General features: G+C 61.1%; 23 protein-coding genes. 9 read left to right on the plus strand and 14 right to left on the minus strand.

Annotation, left to right across the window (positions count from 1 at the left end; genetic code table 11):
- Window positions 1–102: 102 nt before the first annotated feature.
- The 3 genes from AC3WTM_RS19510 to AC3WTM_RS19520 form a co-directional block, all read right to left on the minus strand.
- The gene (locus AC3WTM_RS19510) at window positions 103–426 is read right to left on the minus strand and encodes an amidase (RefSeq protein WP_102672167.1); all 324 of its coding nucleotides are present in this window, start codon (window positions 424–426) and stop codon (window positions 103–105) included.
- Complete coding sequence (locus AC3WTM_RS19515; protein WP_102672168.1) at window positions 423–1,517, minus strand: serine hydrolase domain-containing protein; 1,095 nt, start codon at window positions 1,515–1,517, stop codon at window positions 423–425. Before AC3WTM_RS19515 ends, AC3WTM_RS19510 begins: the two co-directional genes overlap by 4 nt.
- 165 nt (window positions 1,518–1,682) lie before the next feature.
- The gene (locus AC3WTM_RS19520; RefSeq protein WP_102672169.1) at window positions 1,683–2,570 is read right to left on the minus strand and encodes an acyl-CoA dehydrogenase family protein; all 888 of its coding nucleotides are present in this window, start codon (window positions 2,568–2,570) and stop codon (window positions 1,683–1,685) included.
- A 155-nt stretch (window positions 2,571–2,725) separates the two neighbouring features.
- On the opposite strand from AC3WTM_RS19520, the gene olsB reads away from it, so the two are divergent.
- Together olsB and AC3WTM_RS19530 are read left to right on the plus strand one after the other, a co-directional pair.
- Window positions 2,726–3,481 carry an L-ornithine N(alpha)-acyltransferase gene (gene olsB / locus AC3WTM_RS19525; RefSeq protein WP_057400777.1) on the plus strand — a complete coding sequence of 252 codons (756 nt, stop codon included), beginning with the start codon at window positions 2,726–2,728 and terminating at the stop codon, window positions 3,479–3,481.
- On the plus strand, window positions 3,481–4,272 hold the full coding sequence (locus AC3WTM_RS19530) for a lysophospholipid acyltransferase family protein (protein ID WP_102672170.1): 792 nt from the start codon (window positions 3,481–3,483) through the stop codon (window positions 4,270–4,272). Before olsB ends, AC3WTM_RS19530 begins: the two co-directional genes overlap by 1 nt.
- A 123-nt stretch (window positions 4,273–4,395) precedes the next feature.
- On the opposite strand, the gene AC3WTM_RS19535 is transcribed toward AC3WTM_RS19530, so the two are convergent.
- Window positions 4,396–4,974: an acyl carrier protein phosphodiesterase gene (locus tag AC3WTM_RS19535; RefSeq protein ID WP_102672171.1), complete on the minus strand. Its 579-nt coding sequence runs from the start codon at window positions 4,972–4,974 to the stop codon at window positions 4,396–4,398.
- A gap of 170 nt (window positions 4,975–5,144) precedes the next feature.
- Here AC3WTM_RS19535 and AC3WTM_RS19540 point away from each other — a divergent pair, with 170 nt between their 5' ends.
- From AC3WTM_RS19540 to AC3WTM_RS19550, 3 genes are read left to right on the plus strand one after another with little or no spacing between them, the layout of a single operon-like run.
- On the plus strand, window positions 5,145–5,447 hold the full coding sequence (locus AC3WTM_RS19540) for an ArsR/SmtB family transcription factor (RefSeq protein ID WP_008019443.1): 303 nt from the start codon (window positions 5,145–5,147) through the stop codon (window positions 5,445–5,447).
- A 34-nt stretch (window positions 5,448–5,481) separates the two neighbouring features.
- Window positions 5,482–6,648 carry an MFS transporter gene (locus AC3WTM_RS19545; RefSeq protein WP_102672172.1) on the plus strand — a complete coding sequence of 389 codons (1,167 nt, stop codon included), beginning with the start codon at window positions 5,482–5,484 and terminating at the stop codon, window positions 6,646–6,648.
- Window positions 6,649–6,678: 30 nt separating this feature from the next.
- The gene (locus AC3WTM_RS19550) at window positions 6,679–7,728 is read left to right on the plus strand and encodes an alkene reductase (RefSeq protein WP_102672173.1); all 1,050 of its coding nucleotides are present in this window, start codon (window positions 6,679–6,681) and stop codon (window positions 7,726–7,728) included.
- Between the two features lie 281 nt (window positions 7,729–8,009).
- Here the strand turns inward: AC3WTM_RS19550 and emhR are convergent, their stop codons facing one another.
- Window positions 8,010–8,642: an efflux system transcriptional repressor EmhR gene (gene emhR / locus AC3WTM_RS19555; protein WP_102672174.1), complete on the minus strand. Its 633-nt coding sequence runs from the start codon at window positions 8,640–8,642 to the stop codon at window positions 8,010–8,012.
- 276 nt (window positions 8,643–8,918) lie between these two features.
- Between emhR and emhA the strand changes: the two genes are divergently transcribed.
- From emhA to AC3WTM_RS19575, 4 genes are all read left to right on the plus strand, one after another.
- On the plus strand, window positions 8,919–10,076 hold the full coding sequence (emhA, locus tag AC3WTM_RS19560) for an efflux RND transporter periplasmic adaptor subunit EmhA (protein ID WP_102672175.1): 1,158 nt from the start codon (window positions 8,919–8,921) through the stop codon (window positions 10,074–10,076).
- 3 nt (window positions 10,077–10,079) lie between these two features.
- On the plus strand, window positions 10,080–13,241 hold the full coding sequence (gene emhB, locus AC3WTM_RS19565) for an efflux RND transporter permease subunit EmhB (protein ID WP_102672176.1): 3,162 nt from the start codon (window positions 10,080–10,082) through the stop codon (window positions 13,239–13,241).
- Window positions 13,241–14,701, plus strand: a complete 1,461-nt coding sequence (gene emhC, locus AC3WTM_RS19570) for an efflux RND transporter outer membrane subunit EmhC (RefSeq protein ID WP_102672177.1) — start codon at window positions 13,241–13,243, stop codon at window positions 14,699–14,701. The genes emhB and emhC overlap by 1 nt, the downstream gene beginning before the upstream one ends.
- Window positions 14,702–15,140: 439 nt before the next feature.
- Window positions 15,141–16,400 carry an OprD family porin gene (locus AC3WTM_RS19575; protein WP_102672178.1) on the plus strand — a complete coding sequence of 420 codons (1,260 nt, stop codon included), beginning with the start codon at window positions 15,141–15,143 and terminating at the stop codon, window positions 16,398–16,400.
- Window positions 16,401–16,521: 121 nt separating this feature from the next.
- Here AC3WTM_RS19575 and pcaC read toward each other — a convergent pair whose 3' ends face one another.
- From pcaC to AC3WTM_RS19620, 9 genes are all read right to left on the minus strand, one after another.
- Window positions 16,522–16,914: a 4-carboxymuconolactone decarboxylase gene (pcaC, locus tag AC3WTM_RS19580; protein WP_007976697.1), complete on the minus strand. Its 393-nt coding sequence runs from the start codon at window positions 16,912–16,914 to the stop codon at window positions 16,522–16,524.
- A gap of 10 nt (window positions 16,915–16,924) precedes the next feature.
- A complete protein-coding gene (gene pcaD / locus AC3WTM_RS19585) occupies window positions 16,925–17,716 on the minus strand; it encodes a 3-oxoadipate enol-lactonase (protein WP_102672179.1) in 792 nt (263 codons plus the stop codon).
- Between the two features lie 12 nt (window positions 17,717–17,728).
- Window positions 17,729–19,093 (minus strand): 3-carboxy-cis,cis-muconate cycloisomerase, encoded by a 1,365-nt coding sequence (locus tag AC3WTM_RS19590; RefSeq protein WP_102672180.1) that lies wholly within the window; start codon window positions 19,091–19,093, stop codon window positions 17,729–17,731.
- 43 nt (window positions 19,094–19,136) lie between these two features.
- On the minus strand, window positions 19,137–20,441 hold the full coding sequence (locus AC3WTM_RS19595; protein WP_102672181.1) for an MFS family transporter: 1,305 nt from the start codon (window positions 20,439–20,441) through the stop codon (window positions 19,137–19,139).
- A 201-nt stretch (window positions 20,442–20,642) separates the two neighbouring features.
- Window positions 20,643–21,209: a protocatechuate 3,4-dioxygenase subunit alpha gene (gene pcaG / locus AC3WTM_RS19600; RefSeq protein WP_102672182.1), complete on the minus strand. Its 567-nt coding sequence runs from the start codon at window positions 21,207–21,209 to the stop codon at window positions 20,643–20,645.
- 1 nt (window position 21,210) lies between these two features.
- Window positions 21,211–21,915 carry a protocatechuate 3,4-dioxygenase subunit beta gene (gene pcaH, locus AC3WTM_RS19605; protein ID WP_102672183.1) on the minus strand — a complete coding sequence of 235 codons (705 nt, stop codon included), beginning with the start codon at window positions 21,913–21,915 and terminating at the stop codon, window positions 21,211–21,213.
- Window positions 21,916–21,952: 37 nt separating this feature from the next.
- Window positions 21,953–23,158 carry a 3-oxoadipyl-CoA thiolase gene (gene pcaF / locus AC3WTM_RS19610; protein ID WP_173677971.1) on the minus strand — a complete coding sequence of 402 codons (1,206 nt, stop codon included), beginning with the start codon at window positions 23,156–23,158 and terminating at the stop codon, window positions 21,953–21,955.
- The gene (locus AC3WTM_RS19615; RefSeq protein ID WP_102672185.1) at window positions 23,155–23,934 is read right to left on the minus strand and encodes a CoA-transferase subunit beta; all 780 of its coding nucleotides are present in this window, start codon (window positions 23,932–23,934) and stop codon (window positions 23,155–23,157) included. Before AC3WTM_RS19615 ends, pcaF begins: the two co-directional genes overlap by 4 nt.
- Entirely contained in the window at window positions 23,934–24,791 is an 858-nt protein-coding gene (locus tag AC3WTM_RS19620) for a CoA transferase subunit A (RefSeq protein ID WP_008054173.1), read from the minus strand. The genes AC3WTM_RS19615 and AC3WTM_RS19620 overlap by 1 nt, the downstream gene beginning before the upstream one ends.
- Window positions 24,792–24,822 lie beyond the last annotated feature (31 nt).

The following is a 24,822-nucleotide window of genomic DNA, read 5'->3' on the forward strand; positions in this document are numbered from 1 at the left end:
GCTGAACCTTAACCGGCCTTCAGCGCATTGCAAGCCATCTACTGCTCTAAACCCGCTTTTGTGGCGAGGGAGCTGTCGCCCCACCTCAAGATTTCAGCGCCGTCAGGGCTGCAAACGACAACCCTGACGCTCGCCGATCCACACCGCGCTGTTGCTGCGGCCCATGCCGCTGACCGTGACACGCTTGCCGGCCGGGTCATCGGTAAAGCCACTGGCGGGCAGCCACTGTTTCACATAACCGTGGCAGTACTCGGCATCGTTGTTCATCACATAGCGGCACGAACAATATTCCTTGGCGGTGTAGGCGCTGATGATGTCGGGGAACGCCCATAGCGCCACCCGCTCGTGCCAGATCCAGCCGAGCAAGGCGATCAGCAGGATCAACAACAGGGAACTGAGCGATCGACGGCGAATGAAACCGCTCATGGCTGCACCTTCCCAGTAAAGGCCTTGAGCGCGAGCTGGAGCAATTGGTTGTGCCGGTAAGTGCCGTCGCGGTCATCGCCGTAGCGGACGATCACCAGCTGTTCACTGGGGATCACGTACATTGCCTGGCCCCAATGCCCCAGCGCGGCGAAGGTGTCGACGGGGGCATCGGGCCAGGGTCGTGCCGCGCCCTCAACGCCTCGATTGAGCCACCACTGGCCGCCGGGGACGGCCTCGTCTTGATCGGCATGATAGTGAGCGAACGGCTCGCGGTTGAATGCCACCCAGTCCCTGGGCAGCAGTTGCCTGTCTGCCCAGCGCCCCTCGCGGGCCATCAACAGGCCGACCCGGGCCAAGTCTCGTGCAGTGAGATAGGCATAGGAAGAAGCAACGAAAGTGCCCGTGGCATCGGTTTCCCACACGGCTTGGCGGATGCCCAGCGGCTCGAACAGCGCGGTCCACGGATAGTCCGGATAGCGGCCGGGGCCGACGATGGTTTTCAGCGCGGCGGACAACAGGTTGCTGTCACCGCTGGAGTAGCGAAACGCCTGGCCCGGCGCCGCGTATTCGGCATGGGCCGCGGTGAACGCAGCCATGTTGTGGTGACCGCGGGTGTAGAGCATGGCCACTACCGAAGACTTCAGCGGTGCATATTCGTAGTCTTCCTGCCAATCCAGACCCGAGGCCCAGTGCAGCAAGTCGGCCATGGTCAGGCTTGGGTGTCTGGCCAGCGGCGGATAAAACTTCTGCACCGGGTCCTGTAACTTGAACAGCCCTTCGCCATAGGCCACACCGAGGACCGTCGCCATCAGGCTCTTGCTGATCGACCAGGTCAGGTGCGGCGTCTCGGCCGTCGTCGGGCCGGCGTAGCGTTCGTAGATCAACTGGCCGTCGCGGATCACCAGCAAGGCATCGGTGCGAATGCCCTGGCGAGTGGTGTCATCGCGGGATGGAAAGGCGTAGGTCTCCAGGGCTTGAAGCGCCGGGCCAGCGGGCGTCGGCGCGGTCGGCCATTGCTCGGCGGGCCAGCTTTCAGCCTGGGTCGTGAGGCTGAGCAACAGCAGGAAAATCAGGGACAGGCCTTTGGGCATGACGGGGGCTCGGAGATTGAACTGGCTGAGCCTAGACGAGGTTGATGACAGTTCAGAAACTTTTGCTGCCAATCAGGTCGCCATCGCGAGCAAGCTCGCTCCCACAATGAATCTTTGTTGTAAGCGAGATCCCTGTGGGAGCGAGCTTGCTCGCGATGAGGCCAGTCAGGGCAGCGAAGATTGCGCCAGAGCCTTCGCCAATCGCTTGCCCCGCGCCCCTGCAGCCAAATCCATCACCGCCTGATCCCGCTGCCACATCGCCGCCCACTCTTGAGGCCCTCCGGCCAGCGCCTCTTTCACCTCAGCCTTGAGCCCTTCGAACTGCGCAAACAACCCGCCAAGCAACACATGCCCGGCCGGATGGGTTGGTGGCTGGCGGCTGATTTCCGCGCACCCCGCCAGCAAACCCAGCAACCGCAATTGCAAGCCTTGCGGCCAAGCGCATTCCTGGCCGACGCCATACAACCAGGCCGTCATGGCGCTCAACACATAGATGTCTTCCAACGTTCGGAACGGTTTGACGTAAGCGTCCCAACCATCCCCTGCGAGCAACTCGCACAGCGCGTTATCCAGAAACAACCGGCCATGGCTGATGTCCGGCATCAACGGGAGCGGCGCCAGCTTTTCCACCCGCACACCCGGCTCATCGCGATAGATCACCGCCAGGCTCAAGCGTGGATCGGCGCCAGGCTCCTCGCTGCGCGCCGCCACCAGCAGCCAGTCGGCGGCATTGCCGGCGGTGACGAAATCCTTGCGTCCGCTCAGGCGCAAATCGCTCAGTCGGGTTTGCATATCGGCCGGGCGCAGGCTGCGCTGCTCGGTGGCGCACAACGCACCCAGGCTCAGTGGCGCGCTCGGCCAGAGCATGCGCAAGGCCGCCTGATACCCCACCAGAAACGCTTGCCCCGGTGTCGCCATCAACCGCCCGCCAAGCACCGCCAATTCAAACGGAGTGACCGTTCCCAACTGCTGCAACAAGGTCGCGAAACCTTCCGCCAGATCCGGGTTGGCGGGCAATCGGTCACGGCGGTTCAACAGGGTTTGCCAGGGCATAAGAGGCTCCTCGAAGGCTGTCATATAAGCATCACCAAAGCTTAATGGCGATGACACCGGGGCTACATAGCCTGACTTTGCACAACACGGCTAGACAAAGAAAGTCGATTCGCTGTAGCCCAAAGACGGGTGAGCAGCCCGCACGGAGATTCGCCATGACTCAGATCGCCCGCATCAGCGACACCGGCAACGAACGCCGCCTGCAAGCCGAACGCCTGGTGGGCGCCGAGGCTTTGCAGGAAGCCCAGGCCTTGCGCTTCAACGTGTTCAGCGGCGAATTCAACGCCAGGCTCAAAGGCGCTGAACTGGGTCTGGACATGGATGACTACGACGTTCACTGCGCCCACATCGGCGTGCGTGACTTGAATACCGGGCGCCTGGTGGCAACCACCCGTTTACTCGACCACACGGCTGCCAGCAGCCTGGGCAAGTTCTACAGCGAAGAAGAGTTCAGCCTCCACGGCCTGGTACACCTGCAAGGCCCGATCCTGGAAATCGGTCGCACCTGTGTCGACCCAGCCTACCGCAATGGCGGCACCATCGCCGTGCTCTGGGGAGAACTGGCCGAAGTCCTGAACCAGGGCGGCTACAGCTACCTGATGGGTTGTGCGAGCATTCCGATGCAGGATGGTGGCGTGCAGGCCCACGCGATCATGCAGCGTCTGCGCGAACGCTACCTGTGCACCGAACATCTGCGCGCCGAGCCGAAAAACCCGCTGCCGAGCCTCGACATCCCGTCGAACGTGATCGCCGAAATGCCACCGCTGCTCAAGGCCTACATGCGCCTGGGCGCGAAGATCTGCGGCGAGCCATGCTGGGACGAAGACTTCCAGGTCGCCGACGTGTTCATACTGCTCAAGCGCGACGAACTCTGCCCGCGTTATGCCAAACACTTCAAGGCGGCTGTGTAATGGGCCGGTTGCGGGTGTACGCGCGAATCGCGCGAGTGCTGATGGTAGTGACGCTGGGCTTGGGCATGGCCAGTGTGTTCGGGCTGTTCGAGCGCTTGGGCATGGCCCATTCGATGGCGCGCCGGCAACGCTGGTCGCGGTTTTTCATGGCCCGCCTGAGCAATGCCCTGCCCTTCGACGTGACCGTCCACGGCGAGCTGCCGAAGGCACCGATGCTCTGGGTCAGCAACCACGTGTCCTGGACCGACATCCCGCTGCTGGGCATGCTCACGCCGCTGTCGTTCCTGTCCAAGGCCGAAGTGCGCACCTGGCCGGTAGCCGGCTGGTTGGCGGCCAAAGCCGGCAGCCTGTTTATCCGCCGTGGCTCGGGTGACAGCCAGTTGATCCGCAAGCAGATGACCCGTCACCTGGAACAGGCACACCCGCTGCTGATGTTCCCCGAAGGCACCACTACCGATGGCCGTTCGCTGCGTACTTTTCACGGCCGCCTGCTGTCCGCCGCCATCGATTCCGAAGTGGCAATGCAACCGGTGGCGATTCGTTATGTGCGTGACGGCGAGACTTGCGCGCTGGCGCCGTTCATTGGCGACGATGACTTGCTGTCGCATCTGATGCGGTTGTTCGCCAATGACCGTGGCGGCGTGGAGATTCATCTGCTCAAGCCAATCGCTTGCGAAGGCCGGGAACGCGCGGCATTGGCGTTCGAGGCGCAGCAGGCGGTGCAGAAGGTGTTGTTTGGTGAAAGTGTCGAACCGCAACGAGCACCAATGCGCCCTGCCATTGCGGCTTGACGCGATCTTTTATTCACCGAAGTACCCTGTGGGAGCGAGCTTGCTCACGATAGCGGTGGGTCATTCAGCATCATCGTTGAATGTTAATCCGCAATCGCGAGCAAGCTCGCTCCCACAGGGGTTTTATGGTGTTGGATAGTTCCGGGCAAAATCCTGAAGCTGCGGATAGAACAACCGGAAATCCTCGCTCAACGGTTCATACAATCGCCGCAATTCCTGCATCGCCGCCGCCAGTTCCTCCGGCCGGGTCAGGCGTCGCGAGATCCCGCGCAACACTTGCTCCAGCACTTCGAATTCCTGATACGAACCCAGCCAGTCATTGGCCACCATGTGCGGCGCAATCTTCGCCAGCCGCTCCGGCAATTGCCGTTCGCTGGACAGCACCCGGTAAACGTCCGAAGTGAACAACGCCAGGGGCCGGTCGGCATACAGCGCCCAGTCCCGGGCCAGGCAATGGTCGAAAAACACATCGAGCACGATACCCGCGTAGCGACGACGGGTCAGGGAGAAACGCGACAACGCGACGTCCACCAGCGGATGGCGGTCGGTGAACACGTCGATGCTGCGGTGCAACTGGATAGCCCCCTCGATGTCCGGAGCGAACTGCCCTTGCAGGTGTCCCTTGACGAAATCGCCATACAGACTGCCGAGCAATTGGCCGGGACGCTGGCCACCGAGGTGAAGATGTGCGAGATAGTTCATGGGCGCAGCTTAGCACTGCCCCCTTGCCTTGTTACACTCAACATATCGTTATAACTCGATATACCGAAATGTGAGTTGGTCAGAGCCAAATCATATTTGTATATCGCGAAATACCGATTTAAAGTTCGCCTCATCGCGATATAGCGTTTTAAACATCACGAGCCCACATCATGACCATCAATCTCGACGAAATAATAAAAGCCCTGGCACACCCAGTACGGCGAGACATCCTGCACTGGCTCAAGGACCCGACCGTCGAATTTCCCGACCAGTCCCACAGTAACGAGCACGGCGTTTGCGCCGGGCAGATCGATCAACGTTGCGGCCTGTCGCAGTCCACGGTGTCCGCACACCTGGCGACCCTGCAACGCGCCGGCCTGATCAGCAGCCGCAAAGTCGGCCAGTGGCATTTTTTCAAACGCAACGAGGAAACCATCCAGGAATTCCTCAAAACCTTCAGTAAAGAGCTCTGACCCTTAACGTCAGTCGGCCGACAAGGAATTAAACATGCCCCTCTCGCTACTCATCCTGGCCTTGAGCGCCTTCGCCATCGGCACCACCGAGTTCGTCATCATGGGCCTGCTGCCCAACGTGGCGGCTGACCTCGGTGTGTCGATTCCCGGTGCCGGCTGGCTGGTGACCGGTTACGCCCTGGGCGTGGCCATCGGCGCGCCGTTCATGGCGCTGGCCACCGCCAGACTGCCGCGCAAGGCAGCCCTGGTGGCGCTGATGAGCATCTTCATTGTCGGCAACCTGCTTTGCGCAGTGGCCGGCGACTACAACGTGCTGATGTTCGCCCGTGTGGTCACCGCCCTGTGCCATGGCGCCTTCTTCGGTATCGGTTCAGTGGTAGCCGCCGGCCTGGTGCCTGCGAACAAACGCGCTTCGGCCGTGGCCCTGATGTTCACCGGCCTGACCCTGGCCAACGTCCTCGGCGTACCGCTGGGCACCGCCCTCGGTCAGGAAGCCGGCTGGCGTTCGACCTTCTGGGCCGTGACCGTGATAGGTGTGATCGCGCTGATCGGCTTGATCCGCTTCCTGCCGGCCAAGCGTGATGAAGAGAAACTCGACATGCGCGCCGAACTGGCCGCACTCAAGGGCGGCGGCATCTGGCTGTCCCTGAGCATGACCGCGCTGTTCGCCGCCTCGGTGTTCACCCTGTTCACCTATGTCGCCCCGCTGCTCGGCGAAGTCACCGGCGTTTCGCCCCGTGGCGTGACCTGGACCCTGATGCTCATCGGCTTGGGCCTGACAGTCGGCAACATCATCGGCGGCAAGCTGGCCGACAAAGGCCTGGCCGCGACGCTGATCGGCGTGTTCATCACCATGGCCGTGGTGTCCACCGTGCTGACCTGGACCAGCGTCGCGCTGATCCCGACCGAAATCACCCTGTTCCTCTGGGCCACTGCGTGCTTTGCCGCCGTACCGGCCTTGCAAGTGAACGTGGTGACCTTCGGCAAAGACGCACCGAACCTGGTGTCGACCCTGAACATCGGCGCTTTCAACATCGGCAACGCACTCGGTGCCTGGGTCGGCGGCAGTGTGATCGCCCACGGCTTTGGCCTGACCAGCGTCCCTCTCGCCGCAGCGGCCCTGGCGGTACTCGCCCTGCTGGTCACCCTGATTACTTTCCGTCAGAGCGGCAATCCCGATCTGACCCCTGCTACCAACTGACAGACCATTACCTCACGAGGGTTGCATTAAATGACGACTATTTTCGATCCGATCAAACTGGGCGACCTCGAGTTGGCCAACCGCATCATCATGGCGCCACTGACCCGCTGCCGCGCCGACGAAGGCCGCGTGCCCAACGCGCTGATGGCCGAGTACTACGTGCAACGTGCCACCGCCGGCCTGATCCTCAGTGAGGCCACTTCGGTGACCCCAATGGGCGTCGGCTACCCGGACACCCCGGGCATCTGGTCCAACGATCAGGTGCGTGGCTGGTCCAACGTGACCAAGGCTATCCATGGCGCGGGCGGCAAGATCTTCCTGCAACTGTGGCATGTGGGTCGCATTTCCCACGGTTTGTACCTAAACGATGAAGCCCCGGTCGCCCCGAGTGCCATCCAGCCCAAGGGCCACGTCAGCCTGGTTCGTCCGCTGGCCGACTTCCCTGTGCCGCGCGCCCTGGAAACCGCTGAAATCGCCGACATCGTCGACGCTTACCGCGTCGGTGCCGAGAACGCCAAGGCCGCCGGCTTCGACGGTGTGGAAATCCATGCGGCCAACGGTTACCTGCTCGACCAGTTCCTGCAAAGCAGCACCAACCAGCGCACCGATAACTACGGCGGTTCCCTGGAAAACCGTGCCCGTCTGCTGCTGGAAGTGACCGACGCCGCCATCGAAACCTGGGGCGCCGGCCGCGTGGGTGTGCACCTGTCGCCACGCGCCGACCTGCATGACATGGGCGACGACAACCTCGCTGAAACGTTCACCTATGTCGCTCGCGAACTGGGCAAGCGTGGCATTGCCTTCATCTGCTCGCGGGAGAAAGAAGGTGCCGACAGCCTCGGCCCGCAACTCAAGGAAGCCTTCGGCGGCCCCTACATTGCCAACGAACGTTTCACCAAGGACAGCGCCAACGCGTTGCTCGCCAGTGGTCAGGCCGATGCAGTCGCCTTCGGTGTACCGTTCATTGCCAACCCTGACCTGCCGGCACGCTTGCAGGCTGACGCGCCGTTGAACGAAGCGCGTCCTGAACTGTTCTACGCCAAGGGCCCGGTCGGTTACATCGACTACCCGACGCTGTAATCAGCAACAGTGGAAACGCAAAAGCCCCGACTCGAAAGAGCCGGGGCTTTTTATTATCTGACGGTTTGACACTATCCACTAATGTGGAAGCGATCATCTCCGAATATTTGCAGGTGCTCACGGCACTCGACACAAATTCCCTACAAATTACTGAGCTTGCTACCTGTCAACCTGCCGAACGTAAGTATATAAAAGCACCCCATTGTCGAAGGGCACATGAAGAACTGTTCATCTGCGGCTTCAACGGTTGACACACAAGGCGCCGATTACGCATTTTTGCTTTATTTGCGCAGGCTGGGGCTAAAGCGCAACAGATCCAGCCCGGTATCGACCCAACGCTCGGCTTCGGCGTGCAATTCAAAACTGTCGGGGGCCAGCAGCCACTGGTACAGGATGCCATCAATGTAAGCATGCAAGCTGATCGCGGCGCGAGCCGTGTCGAGGTTTTCCGGCAACTGACCGCGATTCACTGCATTACTCAGGGCCAGGCCGATCCGTACATTGCATTCGAGGCTGGCCGACACCCGTTGTTGACGCAGGTCGCACATTTCATCGGTGAATTCGCACTTATGAAAAAGAATCTCATTGATACGTCGGGTTTTCGGGTCCAACGCAATTTGATGAAACAAATGAATCAACAACTTTCGCATACAGCCCAGAGGATCGAGTTCGTCTTCACTCTCGCTGGCCTTGGCCATTTCTTCGAGCGGCTCATGCAGAGTGTCGAGCATGGCCTGCACCAGATCCGCCTTGTTGCTGAAATGCCAGTAGATGGCCCCTCGAGTGACGCCGGCCAGAGTCGCGATGTCCGCCAGGGTGGTGCGCGCCACGCCTCGCTCGAAAAAGGCCTTTTCGGCCGCCACGAGAATTTGCGCGCGGGTTTCCTGAGCTTCCTCTTTGGTACGACGGACCATGGCAGTACAACCTCAATCAGGGTGCTTCAGCGATGCCTGAACATCAGCTGAATAAAAGTGGGGCGAACGTTCTGGGGGTTCGTCCCCGGCCTACAATTCCAACCTTTAAACGGCTTGTGTAGCTGCTTGTGTAACGGCGTTGATACGCAGCCTGGGTATTTACAAACAGCCATGTACGTAAGTATATTCCTTAGCAAGCTACTTATCCACTCGGCAAACATTTTCAACCTTCCACCTTTCTAGTGCGCACCTTGCGCGCCTGACCCGAGGATTTTCATGCAATTCAAGCCAGCTGTTACCGCTCTGGTCGCCGCCGTCGCCCTGGCATCGCTGCTCAGCGGATGCAAAAAGGAAGAGGCTGCACCGGCCGCCCCACCGCCTCAGGTCGGCGTTGTGACTCTGCAACCTCAAGCTTTCACCCTGACATCCGATCTGCCCGGCCGTACCAGTGCGTTCCGCATTGCCGAAGTCCGCCCGCAGGTCAACGGCATCATTCTCAAGCGCCTGTTCAAGGAAGGCAGTGACGTAAAGGCTGGCCAGCAGTTGTACCAGATCGATCCGTCGGTCTATGAAGCGACGCTGAAAAGCGCTGAAGCCAACCTGCGCTCGACCAAGTCGATTTCCGACCGCTACCAGCAACTGGTCAACGAACAAGCCGTAAGCCGTCAGGAATACGACACCGCCGTGGCCAACCGCCTGCAATCGGAAGCCGCGTTGCAATCTGCCCAGATCAACGTGCGCTACACCAAGGTCTACGCCCCGTTGACGGGCCGCATCGGCCGCTCCTCGGTGACCGAAGGCGCGCTGGTGAGCAATGCCCAGGTCGATGCGATGGCGGTGATCCAGCAAATCGACCCGATCTACGTCGACGTGACGCAGTCCTCCGTAGAGCTGTTGCAACTGCGCCGTGAGCTGGAGAGCGGTCGTCTGCAAAAGGCTGGCGATAACGCAGCCTCGGTCAAGCTGACCCTCGAAGACGGCAGTGAGTACAAGCTGGACGGCAAGTTGGAGTTCTCCGAAATCTCGGTTGACCAGACCACCGGTTCCGTCACTCTGCGCGCCATTTTCCCGAACCCTGACCACACCCTTCTGCCTGGCATGTTCGTGCACGCCAAGTTGCTGGCCGGTGTGAACAGCGCCGCGATCCTGGCCCCGCAGCAAGGCGTGACCCGCGACCTCAAAGGTACGCCGACCGCACTGGTTGTCGGCCCGGACAACAAGGTCGAACTGCGTCAACTCAAGGCCAACCGCACCGTCGGTAACCAATGGCTGATCGAAGACGGCCTGAAGGCCGGCGATCGCCTGATCACCGAAGGTCTGCAATTCGTCAAACCCGGCGTCGAAGTCAAGGCCAGTGAAGCGACCAACGTAGCCGTAAAGAGCCCGGCCCCCGCCCAGGCAGCTGATAAAGCGTCTGGCGGCAAAGGGGAGTAAACCATGTCGAAATTTTTTATCGACCGTCCGATTTTCGCCTGGGTAATTGCCCTGGTGATCATGCTGGTCGGGGCACTATCGATCCTCAGACTGCCGATCAACCAGTATCCGAGCATTGCGCCTCCAGCGATCGCCATCTCCGTGGCCTACCCGGGTGCTTCGGCACAAACGGTTCAGGACACCGTGGTTCAGGTGATCGAGCAACAGCTCAACGGTATCGACAACCTGCGTTATGTCTCGTCGGAAAGTAACTCCGACGGCACCATGACCATTACCGCAACCTTCGAGCAAGGCACCAACTCCGACACCGCGCAGGTCCAGGTGCAGAACAAGCTGAACCTGGCCACCCCGCTGCTGCCGCAAGAAGTGCAACAGCAAGGTATCCGTGTCACCAAGGCGGTGAAGAACTTCCTGTTGGTGATCGGCGTGGTGTCGCGTGACGGCAGCATGACCAAGGACGACCTGTCCAACTACATCGTGTCGAACATGCAGGACCCGATCTCGCGGACCGCCGGTGTCGGCGACTTCCAGGTGTTCGGTTCTCAGTACGCCATGCGTATCTGGCTCGACCCGGCCAAGTTGAACAACTACAACCTGACTCCGATCGACGTCAAAAACGCCATCGCTGCGCAAAACGTGCAGGTGTCGTCCGGCCAGCTCGGCGGCCTGCCTGCCCTGCCCGACACCCAGTTGAACGCGACGATCATCGGCAAGACCCGCCTGCAGACCGCGGAGCAATTCGACAAGATCCTGCTCAAGGTCAACAAGGACGGTTCCCAGGTTCGCCTGAGGGATGTTGCCGAAGTCGGCCTGGGGGGTGAGAACTACAGCATCAACGCCCAGTTCAACGGTGCCCCGGCTTCCGGCCTGGCGGTGAAACTGGCTACCGGTGCCAACGCTCTCGATACTGCCAAGGCCCTGCGCGCGACCATCGACAGCCTTAAGCCGTTCTTCCCGCAAGGGATGGAAGTGGTGTTTCCGTATGACACCACTCCGGTAGTAACCGAATCGATCAAGGGCGTGGTTCACACCCTGGTCGAAGCGGTCGCACTGGTGTTCCTGGTGATGTTCCTGTTCCTGCAGAACTTCCGCGCCACCATCATCACCACGATGACCGTGCCGGTGGTATTGCTCGGTACATTCGGCATCCTCGCGGCCGCCGGTTTCAGCATCAACACCCTGACCATGTTCGGCATGGTGCTGGCCATCGGCTTGCTGGTGGACGACGCCATCGTCGTGGTGGAAAACGTCGAACGGGTGATGAGCGAAGAAGGTCTGTCACCCAAGGAAGCCACCAAGAAGTCCATGGGACAGATCCAGGGTGCACTGGTCGGTATCGCCCTGGTGTTATCGGCGGTTCTGCTGCCGATGGCGTTCTTCAGCGGCTCCACCGGTGTGATCTACAAGCAGTTCTCGATCACCATCGTCTCGGCCATGGCCCTGTCGGTACTGGTCGCGCTGATCTTCACCCCGGCGCTTTGCGCCACCATGCTCAAGCCGATTCCCAAAGGCGAGCACGGCGTACCCAAGCGTGGTTTCTTTGGCTGGTTCAACCGCAATTTCGACCGTGGCGTTCGCAGCTACGAGCGCGGTGTCGGCAATATCCTGCAGCGCAAGATCCCGTATCTGCTGGCGTACCTGCTGATCGTGGTTGGCATGATCTGGCTGTTCACCCGCATTCCAACGGCGTTCCTGCCGGAAGAAGACCAGGGTGTACTGTTCGCCCAGGTGCAAACCCCGGCCGGTTCGACGTCCCAGCGCACTCAGGTGGTCGTGGACGAAATGCGTGAATTCCTGCTGCGCCCTGGCAAGGATGGCGGCGAAGGCGATGCGGTGAACTCGGTGTTTACCGTGACCGGTTTCAACTTCGCCGGCCGCGGCCAGAGTTCGGGTATGGCGTTCATCATGCTCAGACCGTGGGACGAACGTAACGCCGACAACAATGTGTTCAAGGTGGCGGCCCGTGCCCAGCAGCACTTCTTCACTTTCCGCGATGCCATGGTGTTCGCCTTTGCGCCACCGGCGGTACTGGAACTGGGTAACGCCACCGGTTTCGACGTGTTCCTGCAGGACCGTGCCGGTATCGGCCACGAAAAACTGATGGAAGCGCGCAACCAGTTCCTCGGCATGGCCGCACAAAGCAAGATCCTGTCTCAGGTGCGTCCGAACGGCCTGAACGACGAACCGCAATACCAGCTGGAAATCGATGACGAGAAGGCCAGTGCCCTGGGCATTACCATCGCCGACATCAACAACACCCTGTCGATTGCCCTGGGCAGTAGCTACGTCAACGACTTCATCGACCGTGGCCGGGTGAAGAAGGTGTACGTGCAAGGCCAGCCAGGCGCTCGAATGGGCCCTGAAGACCTGCAGAAGTGGTACGTGCGCAACAGCACCGGCACCATGGTTCCGTTCTCGGCGTTCGCCAAGGGCGAGTGGATTTACGGTTCGCCGAAACTGGCCCGTTACAACGGTGTGGAAGCGATGGAAATCCTCGGTGCCCCGGCGCCGGGCTATTCCACCGGTGAAGCCATGCTCGAAGTCGAAGCCATTGCCAAGAAACTGCCAGCGGGTGTCGGTATTTCCTGGACCGGCCTGTCGTACGAAGAGCGTCTGTCCGGTTCGCAAGCACCGGCGCTGTACGCCCTGTCGCTGCTGATGGTGTTCCTGTGTCTGGCGGCGTTGTATGAAAGCTGGTCGATTCCGATCGCGGTGATGTTGGTTGTACCGCTGGGGATCATCGGTGCGCTGATGGCCACCAGCCTGCGTGGTTTGTCCAACGACGTGTACTTCCAGGTAGGTTTGTTGACGACTATCGGTCTGGCGGCGAAAAACGCCATTCTGATTGTCGAATTTGCAAAGGAATTGCACGAACAAGGGCGTAGCCTGCGCGATGCAGCGATCGAAGCCTGCCGCATGCGTCTGCGACCGATCATCATGACCTCGCTCGCCTTCGTCCTCGGTGTGGTACCACTGGCGATATCCACCGGTGCGGGCTCCGGTAGCCAGCATGCAATCGGTACCGGCGTAATCGGCGGTATGATCACGGCCACTGTGCTGGCGATCTTCTGGGTCCCGCTGTTCTTCGTCACCGTGTCGTCCATTGGCCAGCGCAAAATCGCCGACCAGGATGACGCTATTGAAACTTCTAAAGAGGCTGGCTAATGAGCAAGTCGCTACTCTCCCTGGCAGTCGCCGCCTTCGTGCTCAGTGGCTGCTCGCTGATACCTGACTATCAGCAGCCCGAAGCGCCGGTGGCAGGCCAGTACCCGCAGGGCCCGGCGTACTCTCCGGCCCAGGCACCGGCGCAAGCGGCTGCCGAGCAGGGCTGGAAGCAGTTTTTCCATGACCCGGCGCTGCAACAGCTGATCCAGGTTGCCCTGGAAAACAACCGTGACCTGCGTGTCGCGGCCCTGAACATCGACGCGTTCGCGGCTCAATACCGCATCTCCCGTGCCGATCTGTTCCCGGCCGTCTCGGCCAATGGCAGCGGCAGCCGTCAGCGGCTTCCGGCTGATGCTTCCCAGACCGGCGAAGCCGGCATCACCAGTTCCTACTCGGCAACTGTTGGCGTCAGCGCCTATGAACTCGACCTGTTCGGTCGGGTTCGCAGCCTGAACGAAGAAGCGTTGCAGAAGTACTTCGCCACTGAAGAGGGCCGCCGCAGCACGCAGATCAGCCTGGTGGCCAGCGTGGCCAATGCCTACCTGACCTGGCAGGCCGACAAGGAACTGTACAAGCTGACCCAGGACACCCTCGCCGCCTTCGAGGAGAGCTACAAGCTCACCGCCCGCAGCAACGAAGTCGGCGTCGCCTCGGCCCTGGACCTGGCACAGTCGCGCACCTCGGTGGAAAACGCCCGTGCGCAACTGGCCAAGTACACCCGTCAGGTCGCCCAGGACGAGAACAGCCTGGTGCTGCTGCTCGGCACCGGTGTCCCGGCCAACCTGCAAGCGGCCAAACCACTTGACGACGACCTTCTGAGCGACGTTCCACCCGGCCTGCCGTCGGACCTGCTGCATCGTCGTCCGGACATCCTTCAGGCCGAGTACAACCTGAAGGCCGCCAATGCCAACATCGGCGCGGCGCGGGCTGCGTTCTTCCCGAGCATCAGCCTCACGGCCAATGCAGGCACCCTGAGCCCGGACCTGTCCGGTCTGTTCAAGGGTGGTTCGGGCACCTGGTTGTTCCAACCGCAGATCAACCTGCCGATCTTCAACGCCGGCGCCCTGAGCGCCAGCCTGGATTACTCGAAAATCCAGAAAGACATCGGCGTGGCGAACTACGAGAAGTCCATTCAAACGGCCTTCCAGGAAGTCGCCGACGGCCTGGCTGCCCGCCAGACCTACGTCCAGCAGTTGCAGGCACAGAAAGATTTCGTCAGTGCCAACCAGGACTACTACCGCCTGGCCGAGCGTCGTTACCGCATCGGTGTCGACAGCAACCTGACTTTCCTCGACGCCCAGCGTCAGCTGTTCAGTGCGCAACAGGTGTTGATCACCGACCGCCTGGCGCAACTGGTCAGCCAGGTCAACCTGTACAAGGCTCTGGGTGGTGGCTGGAACGAACAGACGGCGCAGAACGAGCCGTTGAAAGAAGAAGCGCCGAAGATGAAGTATTTCTGATGGTGCTGTGAAAACAAGGAGCCCACCGATTGGTGGGCTTTTTGTTGGCTGCGGGAAAAGGTGTGTTCTCAGTGATGGCCCCATCGCGAGCAAGCTCGCTCCCACAGTGGACTTACAGCGTGCATAAGATTTTTGCCAAACCCGGGCTCCTGTGGGAGCGAGCTTGCTCGCGATGAGGCCCGCACAGGCCACACAAAATCCAGCGACATGTTGCGTTCGATAATCGCCCAAAACCTGCTTTTAACAATTGAACCATCCGGTACATTCCACGCACCATCCGAACCACAAAACCAATAACAACAGGTTCGACGCCATGCCCCCGCGCCCTGCCCTCTCCGGCTGACCCGCTTCGTTTTGTGCTGATTTCGAATATTCGTCTGCAACCCCGAGTTGCGGCATCACCCCGCTTCATCCCCAAGAATTAGAGAGACCCGAGTCCATGACGCCTTCCACCGCACAATATTTCGTTCCCGGCCTGATCGCCGCCGCCTTGGCCAGTACCGCCCTGCCCGCCTGCGCCGAAGAGCCGGGCTTTGTCGAAGGCGCCAAGGTCAACCTGAACCTGCGCAACTTCTACATCAACCGCAACTTCACCAACCCGACCAAGGCCCAGGGCAAGGCTGAAGAATGGACGCAGAGTTTCATCCTCGACGCCAAGTCCGGGTTCACCCAGGGCACCGTCGGGTTCGGCATGGATGTGCTCGGTTTATATTCGGTGAAACTCGACGGCGGTAAAGGCACAAGCGGTACGCAACTGCTGCCGCTGGACCACGACGGCCGCCCGGCGGACAACTTCGGCCGCACCAACGTGGCGTTCAAGGCCAAGCTGTCGCAGACCGAAGTCAAAGTTGGTGAGTGGATGCCCGTGTTGCCGATCTTGCGCTCGGACGACGGTCGTTCGTTGCCGCAAACCTTCCGGGGCGGCCAGATCACGTCGAAGGAGATCAATGGCCTGACGCTCTACGGCGGCCAGTTCCGCCAGAACAGTCCACGCGACGACAGCAGCATGAACGACATGTCGATGACCGGCAAAGCCGCGTTCACCTCCGACCGTTTCAACTTCCAGGGCGGTGAATATGCGTTCAACGACAAACGCACCCAGATCGGTCTGTGGAATGCCGAGCTCAAGGACATCTATAGCCAGCAGTTCATCAATCTGATCCACAGCCAGCCGCTTGGCGACTGGACCCTGGGCGCCAACCTCGGTTTCTTCTACGGCAAGGATGACGGCAGCGCCCGTGCTGGCGAGCTGGACAACAAGACCATGTACGGCTTGTTTTCGGCCAAATACGGCGGCAACACCTTCTACGTCGGCCTGCAAAAACTCACCGGCGACAACGCCTGGATGCGGGTCAACGGTACCAGCGGCGGTACCCTGGCCAACGACAGCTACAACTCCAGTTACGACAATGCCCAGGAGAGATCCTGGCAAGTACGTCACGACTACAACTTCGCCGCCCTGGGCGTTCCGGGCCTGACCCTGATGAACCGCTACATCAGCGGTGACAATGTGCACACCGGCACCATCACCGACGGCAAGGAATGGGGACGCGAAAGCGAACTGGGCTACACCGTGCAAAGCGGCGCGCTGAAGGACCTGAACCTGAAATGGCGCAACTCGACCATGCGCCGCGACTACAGCAACAACGAGTTCGATGAGAACCGCCTGATCATCAGCTACCCGATCAGCCTGTTGTAAACACAAAACAAATGTGGGAGCGAGCTTGCTCGCGATGGCGGTGTATCAGGCGACATCAATAGTGAATGTGCCGACGCCATCGCGAGCAAGCTCGCTCCCACAGGTTGTTCACCGTTACTGCTTACTCCCGCGACTCAACCCCCAACTCATCCCACACCGACTCAGCCAGGTGGAACGTCGCATTGGCCGCCGGGATCCCGCAATAGATCGCGCTCTGCATGATCACTTCCTTGATCTCTCCACGGCTGACGCCGTTGTTGGCGGCGGCGCGCAGGTGCAGTTTGAGTTCGCCCTCGCGGTTCATGCCGATCAGCATGGCGATGGTGATCAGGCTGCGGGTGTGGCGCGGCAGGCCCGGGCGGGTCCAGATGTCGCCCCAGGCGTGGCGGGTGATCATTTCCTGGAACTCCGAGTTGAACTCGGTCAGGGTGGTCAGGCTGCGGTCGACGTGAGCATCGCCCAGTACCGCGCGACGGACTTTCATGCCTTCGTCGTAACGTTGTTTCTCGTCCACGGTTTTCCCCTCAACGAGCCAGCAGGAACGCCAGTACGCGTTCGCTGAAACCAGCGCCGGCCTGAACGTTGGACAGGTGCGCGGCATAGAACTCGGCGTACTCGGCGCCCGGCACATGTTCCTGAATGAAGTGCCCACCCGACGGCGGCGTGACCGCATCCTGAGTGCCAGCGATCACCAGCAGCGGCGCCTTGATCGAGGACAACTGATCGCGGAAATCGGCATCGCGCACAGCTGCGCAATTGGCCGCGTAACCTTCTGGCGAAGTCGCCGCCAGCATGTCGGTAATCTGCTTGGCTGCCGCTGGGTTGGCCTCGGAGAAATCCGGGGTGAACCAGCGGGCAATCGATGCATCGCGCAGGGCGACCATGGCGGCCTCACCATCCCGCAGCACCATCTCGATACGTGGGTTCCATACCGACGGATCGCCAATTTTCGCGGCGGTGTTGCACACGATCAATTTGTTCAGGCGCTCGCCGGCATTGACCCCCAGCCACTGGCCGATCAGCCCCCCCATGGACAGACCGCAGAAATGCGCGCGCTCAATGTGCAAGGCATCCAGCAGCGCCAGCACGTCGTGACCCAGCTGCTCGATACTGTAGGGCCCTGGTGTCACCAAAGATTCGCCGTGACCACGGGTGTCGAAACGCAGTACGCGAAAATGTTCGGAGAACGCCGGAATTTGCGCATCCCACATGTGCAGGTCGGTGCCCAGGGAGTTGGACAGCACCAGCACCGGTGCATCGACCGGTCCATCGAGTTGGTAATGCAGTTCGCCCTCGGCGAGTTGTACAAAAGCCACAGCAAGTCTCCTTCAGGCAGTCAATGCAGAATGTTCAGCCACCGCCCTCTCGACCCAGGTTTTGGCCTGGCCGAGGTAATGGGCAGGGTCCAGCAGATGATCGAGCTCAGCCGCCGACAGTTCGGCGGTCACTTGTGGTTCGTCGCCGAGGACCGCACGCAGGTGACGTTGTTCAGCCACGGCGCGTTTGCAGCATTGCTCCAACAGATGATGCGCGGTATCGCGCCCAACCCGCTGCGCGAGGACGATGCTCACCGCTTCGGCGAGCACCAGGCCCTGGGTCAAATCGAGATTGCGAGCCATGCGCTCGGCATCCACTTCCAGCCCTTGGGCGATCAACAATGCTTGATGCAGGCTGCCCGACACCAGGCAGCAGATTTCCGGCAGGGTTTCCCACTCGGCATGCCACAGACCGAGGCTGCGCTCGTGCTCCTGGGGCATGGCGCTGAACAGCGTCGAGAGCAAACCGGGCACGCGAGTCGCCGCGCCGATCAACACCGCCGCGCCCACCGGATTGCGTTTGTGCGGCATGGTCGAGGAACCGCCCTTGCCCGGCGCCGAAGGCTCGAACACTTCGGCGGCCTCGGTTTGCATCAACAGGCTGATATCACGCCCGAGTTTGCCGAGACTGCCGGCGATCAGGCCGAGCGCAGCGCCGAACTCCACCACGCGATCGCGCTGGGTGTGCCACGGCTGGTCGGGCAAGGTCAGTTGCAGTTCTTCGGCCAGCGCTTGGGCAATCGGCATGGCCTGTTCGCCAAGGGCCGCAAGGGTTCCGGACGCACCGCCGAATTGCAGCACCAGCAGACGCGGCTTGAGTTCGGCCAAGCGTTGGCGACTGCGGGTCACCGCCCCCAGCCAGCCGGCGATCTTCATGCCGAGGGTGACCGGTGTCGCATGCTGCAGCCAGGTGCGTCCGGCCAATGGCGTGGTCGCGTAGCGCTGGGCCTGGGACGCGAGTGTCTGCCCCAGTTGTGCCAGGTCGCTCTCGATCAGTTCCAGCGCCCGGCGCAGTTGCAGCACCAGGCCGCTGTCCATCACGTCCTGGCTGGTCGCGCCCAGATGCACATAGCGCTCGGCTTCGGCATCGGTGGCCGCGATCTGCTTGCCCAGCGCCTTGACCAACGGAATCGCCGAGTTACCCGCCGTGGCAATGGCCTCGCCCAACATCGCAAAATCATAAAGCCCGGCACGGCAAGCTGCTTCAATCGGCGCGACAGCACTCGACGGAATCATCCCGCCCCGTGCTTCGGCCCGGGCCAATGCCGCTTCGAAATCGAGCATGGCCTGGACCCGCCCCTGATCGCAGAACACCTCACGCATATCGCGGGCCGTGAAATAGGCATCGAACAATTGATTGCCCGGTCGCTGGTTCATAAACAATTCCTGGAGGCGCGGGCCTGCGGTCCGCGCGTGAAAATCAAAGGTCGTAATGCAGATACTTCGCCTGTTTCGGCAGACGCAGGCTGAACAGGAACGCTATCGCCATCATCACCGTCACGTACCAGTAGAACGAGTTTTCCATGCCCACGGCCTTGAGGCTCAAGGCCACATACTCCGCCGAACCACCGAAAATCGCATTCGCCACCGCATACGCCAGGCCGACACCCAATGCACGCACCTCGGGCGGGAACATCTCGGCTTTCACCAGGCCACTGATGGAGGTGTAGAAACTGACGATCGCCAGCGCCAGGGTAATCAACACGAAGGCCAGAAACGGACTTGTCACGCTTTTCAGGCTCAACAGGATCGGCACGGTGCACAGCGTGCCGAGGGCGCCGAACCAGAGCATCGAGTTACGCCGGCCGATCTTGTCGGCGAGCATGCCGAAAATCGGCTGCATGCACATATAGAGGAACAGCGCGCCGGTCATGATGTAGCTGGCGGTCTTGGCCGGCATGCCGGCGGTGTTCACCAGGTACTTCTGCATGTACGTGGTGAAGGTGTAGAAGATCAGCGAACCACCGGCGGTGTAACCGAGTACGGTGATGAATGCGGTTTTATGGTCGCGAAACAGGGCGCTGATGCTGCCGGCGTCCTTGTTTTCGCGCATTGCCTTGCTGGTGGTTTCTTTGAGCGAACGACGCAGATACAGCGAAACCAGCGCCGCCATGGCACCCACTACGAAGGGTATCCGCCAGCCGTAGGCACGCAGGTCATCTTCGGTGAGGAACTGTTGCAGGACCACCACTAGCGACACCGCGAGCAATTGGCCGCCAATCAGGGTCACGTACTGGAACGAGGCGAAGAAACCGCGCTGGCCCTTGAGCGCCACTTCACTCATGTAGGTTGCGGTAGTGCCGTACTCACCGCCCACCGACAAGCCTTGCAGCAAACGGGCGAACAGCAACAGGATCGGTGCCCAGACCCCGATGCTGCTGTAAGTCGGCAGGCAGGCGATAAGCAGCGAGCCGAAGCACATCATCAGAATCGAGATCAACATCGAATTCTTGCGCCCGTGCTTGTCCGCCAAGCGCCCGAAAATCCAGCCACCAATCGGCCGCATCAGGAACCCGGCGGCGAACACGCCAGCGGTATTGACCAGCTGCACGGTGGGGTTATCGGACGGAAAAAAGGCCGGTGCGAAATAGATCGCACAGAAGGCGTAGACGTAGAAGTCGAACCATTCAACCAGGTTGCCGGACGAGGCACCGACAATGGCGAAGATCCGCTTGCTGCGTTCTTCGCCCGTATAAAGAGCTATAGGCGCTGTGGGTGTTGTCATTGTTTTTTCACTCAATGGGGACAGTGAGAGTCTAGACACACTTTGCAACACTCCCGTTCCACAGATAGCTCAGTAACACGATCCCTTGTAGGAGCGAGCTTGCTCGCGAAGGATGTCAGCGATAACACGGGCCGACTGAATGCCCGCGTTGCCCAGACCTTTTTCGCGAGCAAGCTTGCTCCTACAAGGATTTCGGCGTTCTCAATAGTCGAAGAACACCGTCTCGGCATCGGTACCCTGCAGAATCACATTCCACTGATAAACACCCGACGCATCCTTCTTGGCCAGCAACGTGCTGCGGCGCTCGGCCGGCACGCACTCCAGCAACGGATCGTTGACGTTGGCCGCCTCGCCTTCAAAGTAGATCCGCGTCAGCAGGTGTTTCACCAAACCACGGGCAAACACCAGAACGACAAGGTGCGGTGCCTGGGTCGTGCCTTTGAGGCCCTCGACCGTACCGGGCTTGATGGTGGTAAAGCGAAAGCGTCCTTCGGCATCTACCGGCACCCGGCCAAAGCCTTCGAAGTTCGGGTCCAGGGGTTTGTCCTGGTCGTCTTCGGGGTGGTCATACTTGCCGGCGGCGTTGGCCTGCCAGACTTCCAGCATCGCGTCGTTGACGATGTCGCCATTGCCGTCGACCACTTGCCCGGTGATCGCTACGCGCTCGCCCAGGGTTTGTTCGACGGTCAGGTTTTCGCGGTTCAGCCAGGTCAGGCCGATGTGGTAGTACGGCCCGACGGTGTGGGACGTGGTCGCAGTCAGCGTCATCTTATTTCTCCATCGGCGTGGCGTCGCGGCCGCGCAATACAATGTCCCAGCGATAACCGAGGGCATAGGAAGGGATGGTTTTTTCCAGATCGAACGTGGCGATCAAACGCTCTTTGGCGCTGGTATCAGGCACGCAGTTGTAGATCGGGTCGTACGCCAGCAGCGGGTCGCCCGGGAAATACATCTGCGTCACCAGGCGCGTCAGGATGCTCGGCCCGAACAGCGAGAAATGGATGTGCGCCGGGCGCCAGGCGTTGTGGTGGTTACCCCATGGATAAGCGCCGGGCTTGATGGTCTGGAACTGATACCAGCCATCGGCGTCGGTCATGGTGCGGCCGGTGCCGGTGAAGTTCGGGTCCAGCGGTGCATCGTGCAGGTCGCGAGCATGGGCGTAGCGGCCGGCGGCGTTGGCCTGCCAGATCTCCACCAGAATCCCCGGCACCGGCAGACCGTTTTCATCCAGCACACGGCCGTGGATGATGATGCGCTCCCCCTGAGGCTGCCCCTCGTGCTGGGCGGTCAGGTCGTTATCCTTCTCGTTGATGCGCTCGGCACCGACGGTAGGACCGGTGATTTCCGACAGCGAATGCGGCAGGAACACCAACGGCTTGGACGGCGAGCGCAAGTTGGTGGATTGATAGGTCGGGTGCAGGTATTCCGGCTGAGTGCCCGCCTGCGGGCGACGGTATCCAGGCTTGTCAGTCATTACACTTTCCTCAGTTCTTGTTAGCCGACGGGGCGTGTCAGACACGTTCGATCGCCAAGGCCAGACCTTGGCCAACACCGACGCACATGGTCGCCAGACCTTTCTTGCCACCGGTTTTTTCCAGCTGATGCAATGCGGTCAACACCAGCCGCGCGCCGCTCATGCCCAACGGGTGACCCAAGGCAATCGCGCCACCGTTCGGGTTGACCTGGGCCGCGTCGTCCGCGATACCCAGTTCACGCAGCACCGCCAAGCCTTGGCTGGCGAAGGCTTCGTTGAGCTCGATCACATCGAAATCGCTGACCGCCACACCGAGGCGCTCGATCAGCTTGCGCACCGCCGGCACCGGGCCGATGCCCATCACCCGAGGGGCGACACCGGCGCTGGCCATGCCCAGCACTTTGGCGCGGGCGGTCAGGCCGTGTTTCTTCACGGCTTCGGCCGAGGCCAGGATCAGCGCCGCTGCGCCATCGTTCACTCCGGAGGCATTGCCGGCGGTGACGGTCTTGTCGGGGCCGTTGACCGGTTTGAGTTTGGTCAGAGCTTCCAGGGTGGTGTCGGCGCGAGGATGCTCGTCCTGGCTGACCACGGTTTCACCCTTCTTGTGGGCTATGCGCACTGCAACGATTTCTTCGGCGAAGAACCCGACGGCTTGTGCGGCGGCCGTGCGTTGTTGACTGCGCAGGGCGAACGCGTCCTGATCGGCGCGGGACACCTTGTAATCGTCGGCCACGTTGTCAGCGGTCTGCGGCATCGCATCCACGCCGTACTGGGCTTTCATCAACGGGTTGATGAAGCGCCAGCCGATGGTGGTGTCTTCGAGCTTCATGTTGCGCGAAAAAGCGGCATCGGCCTTGCCCATCACGAACGGCGCACGGGACATCGACTCGACGCCGCCGGCAATCGCCAGTTCCATCTCGCCGCTGGCGATGGCGCGGAACGCGGTGCCGATGGCATCCATGCCCGAAGCGCAGAGGCGGTTGAGGGTCACCCCGGGAATGGTTTCCGGCAGGCCCGCCAGCAGCAGCGCCATGCGCGCCACGTTGCGGTTGTCCTCACCGGCCTGGTTGGCGCAGCCGAGGAACACTTCGTCCACGGCGTTCCAGTCCACCGACGGGTTGCGCTCCATCAAGGCCTTGATTGGCACGGCAGCCAGGTCGTCGGCACGCACCGTCGACAGGCCACCGCCGAAACGGCCGATAGGGGTACGAATCGCGTCGCAGATATAAACGTCACGCATCACGCTTCTCCGGGGGCTTGGCCGTGTGCGGCAGCGGTACGGGCTTCGAGGTCGCGCAGCGCGGTCAGTTCGACTTCAGTCGGCTCGGCGGTTTGCTCAACCTGGTCGGCAAAGCGAATCGCCCAACCGGTGGCAGCAACCACTTGCTCGCGGGTCACACCCGGGTGTAGTGCGGTGACCACGAACTCATGGGTACCGGCTTCCGGTTCCATGATGCACAGATCGGTGATGATCCCCACCGGTCCGGCGCCTGGCAGACCGAGGCGCTTGCGCGAATCGCCGCCCTCGCCGTGGCCGACCGAGGTAATGAAGTCGAGTTTGTCGACAAAGGAGCGCGACGACTGCTTGAGGATGATCAACACGCTCTTGGCGGAACCGGCAATCTCCGGCGCGCCACCTGCACCCGGCAGACGAACTTTCGGCGCGTGGTAATCACCCACGACGGTGGTGTTGATGTTTCCGAAACGGTCGACCTGCGCCGCGCCAAGGAAACCGACGTCAATGCGCCCGCCCTGCAGCCAGTAACGGAAAATCTCTCCGGTCGGGACTACGGTGTCGGCGGTTTCCGCCAGTTCTCCGTCACCGATCGACAGTGGCAATACACTTGGCTTGGCACCGATCGGACCCGATTCGTAGATCAGGACCACATCAGGCGAGGAAGTCAGGCGCGCCAGGTTGGCCGCTTTCGATGGCAGGCCGATACCGACGAAGCACACCGAACCGTTCTTCAGACGGCGAGCGGCGGCGACGGTCATCATTTCATTGGTGGTGTAAGTCATTACTTCGCCTCCGAAGCGGCGGCCAGTTTGGCCTGGAACTCGCTGAAGTCAGCGCTGCCGTGGATGTATTCGTTGATCCACGCGGTGAAGGTTTCACGGTCGCGGGCAATCGGGTCCCAGGCCTGGTAGAAGCGGTTGTCGCGTTCGTTGTAACCGTGGGCATAGGACGGGTGCGCGCCGCCAGGTACGTGGCAAACCGCGCTCAAGGCCCAGGTTGGCAACACACAGGAGTTCATCGGCGCATTGAGGTCATCGACGATTTCCTCAACGGTGACGATGCAGCGCTTGGCCGCCAGCGCAGCTTCTTTCTGCACACCGAGGATGCCCCACAGCAGCACGTTGCCCTTGCGGTCGGCTTTCTGCGCGTGAATCACCGTGATATCCGGACGCACCGAAGGCACGGCGGCCAACACTTCGCCGGTGAATGGACAGGTAACCGATTTGATCAGCGGGTTAACCTTTGGCAAATCGGAACCAGCGTAGGCACGCAGCACCGCGAACGGCAGGCCGGATGCCCCGGCGACGTAGGCGTTGGCCAGGTCGGCGTGGCTGTGTTCTTCGATTTCCAGCGCGTGGGGCCACTGTTTCTCCACAGCGTCACGCAGGCGATGCAGGGAGCCGACACCCGGGTTGCCGCCCCAGGAGAAAATCAGTTTGCGGGCACAACCGGCACCGATCAACTGGTCGTAGATCAAGTCAGGGGTCATCCGCACCAGGGTCAGGTCTTTCTTGCCCTGGCGAATGATTTCGTGACCGGCGGCCGTCGGGATCAGGTGAGTAAAGCCTTCGAGCGCGACCGTATCGCCGTCGTTTACGAATTGCTTCACCGCGTCGTGCAGCGAAAGGATTTCAGCCATTGGGGCAGGCTCCCGTTTATTGTTAACCGAC

The organism is Pseudomonas sp. EU05-FHT14B02, from assembly GCF_058791055.1.

Bases quoted from the DNA above. Each gene is read 5' to 3' on its own strand.
- AC3WTM_RS19515 (WP_102672168.1), bottom strand. From the start codon at position 1,517: ATGCCCAAAGGCCTGTCCCTGATTTTCCTGCTGTTGCTCAGCCTCACG.
- pcaG (WP_102672182.1), bottom strand. From the start codon at position 21,209: ATGACGCTGACTGCGACCACGTCCCACACCGTCGGGCCGTACTACCAC.
- olsB (WP_057400777.1), top strand. From the start codon at position 2,726: ATGACTCAGATCGCCCGCATCAGCGACACCGGCAACGAACGCCGCCTG.
- AC3WTM_RS19550 (WP_102672173.1), top strand. From the start codon at position 6,679: ATGACGACTATTTTCGATCCGATCAAACTGGGCGACCTCGAGTTGGCC.
- AC3WTM_RS19590 (WP_102672180.1), bottom strand. From the start codon at position 19,093: ATGAACCAGCGACCGGGCAATCAATTGTTCGATGCCTATTTCACGGCC.
- AC3WTM_RS19540 (WP_008019443.1), top strand. From the start codon at position 5,145: ATGACCATCAATCTCGACGAAATAATAAAAGCCCTGGCACACCCAGTA.
- AC3WTM_RS19535 (WP_102672171.1), bottom strand. From the start codon at position 4,974: ATGAACTATCTCGCACATCTTCACCTCGGTGGCCAGCGTCCCGGCCAA.
- AC3WTM_RS19615 (WP_102672185.1), bottom strand. From the start codon at position 23,934: ATGACTTACACCACCAATGAAATGATGACCGTCGCCGCCGCTCGCCGT.
- emhC (WP_102672177.1), top strand. From the start codon at position 13,241: ATGAGCAAGTCGCTACTCTCCCTGGCAGTCGCCGCCTTCGTGCTCAGT.
- AC3WTM_RS19510 (WP_102672167.1), bottom strand. From the start codon at position 426: ATGAGCGGTTTCATTCGCCGTCGATCGCTCAGTTCCCTGTTGTTGATC.
- AC3WTM_RS19545 (WP_102672172.1), top strand. From the start codon at position 5,482: ATGCCCCTCTCGCTACTCATCCTGGCCTTGAGCGCCTTCGCCATCGGC.
- AC3WTM_RS19620 (WP_008054173.1), bottom strand. From the start codon at position 24,791: ATGGCTGAAATCCTTTCGCTGCACGACGCGGTGAAGCAATTCGTAAAC.
- AC3WTM_RS19575 (WP_102672178.1), top strand. From the start codon at position 15,141: ATGACGCCTTCCACCGCACAATATTTCGTTCCCGGCCTGATCGCCGCC.
- AC3WTM_RS19595 (WP_102672181.1), bottom strand. From the start codon at position 20,441: ATGACAACACCCACAGCGCCTATAGCTCTTTATACGGGCGAAGAACGC.
- emhR (WP_102672174.1), bottom strand. From the start codon at position 8,642: ATGGTCCGTCGTACCAAAGAGGAAGCTCAGGAAACCCGCGCGCAAATT.
- emhB (WP_102672176.1), top strand. From the start codon at position 10,080: ATGTCGAAATTTTTTATCGACCGTCCGATTTTCGCCTGGGTAATTGCC.
- pcaH (WP_102672183.1), bottom strand. From the start codon at position 21,915: ATGACTGACAAGCCTGGATACCGTCGCCCGCAGGCGGGCACTCAGCCG.
- emhA (WP_102672175.1), top strand. From the start codon at position 8,919: ATGCAATTCAAGCCAGCTGTTACCGCTCTGGTCGCCGCCGTCGCCCTG.
- AC3WTM_RS19520 (WP_102672169.1), bottom strand. From the start codon at position 2,570: ATGCCCTGGCAAACCCTGTTGAACCGCCGTGACCGATTGCCCGCCAAC.
- AC3WTM_RS19530 (WP_102672170.1), top strand. From the start codon at position 3,481: ATGGGCCGGTTGCGGGTGTACGCGCGAATCGCGCGAGTGCTGATGGTA.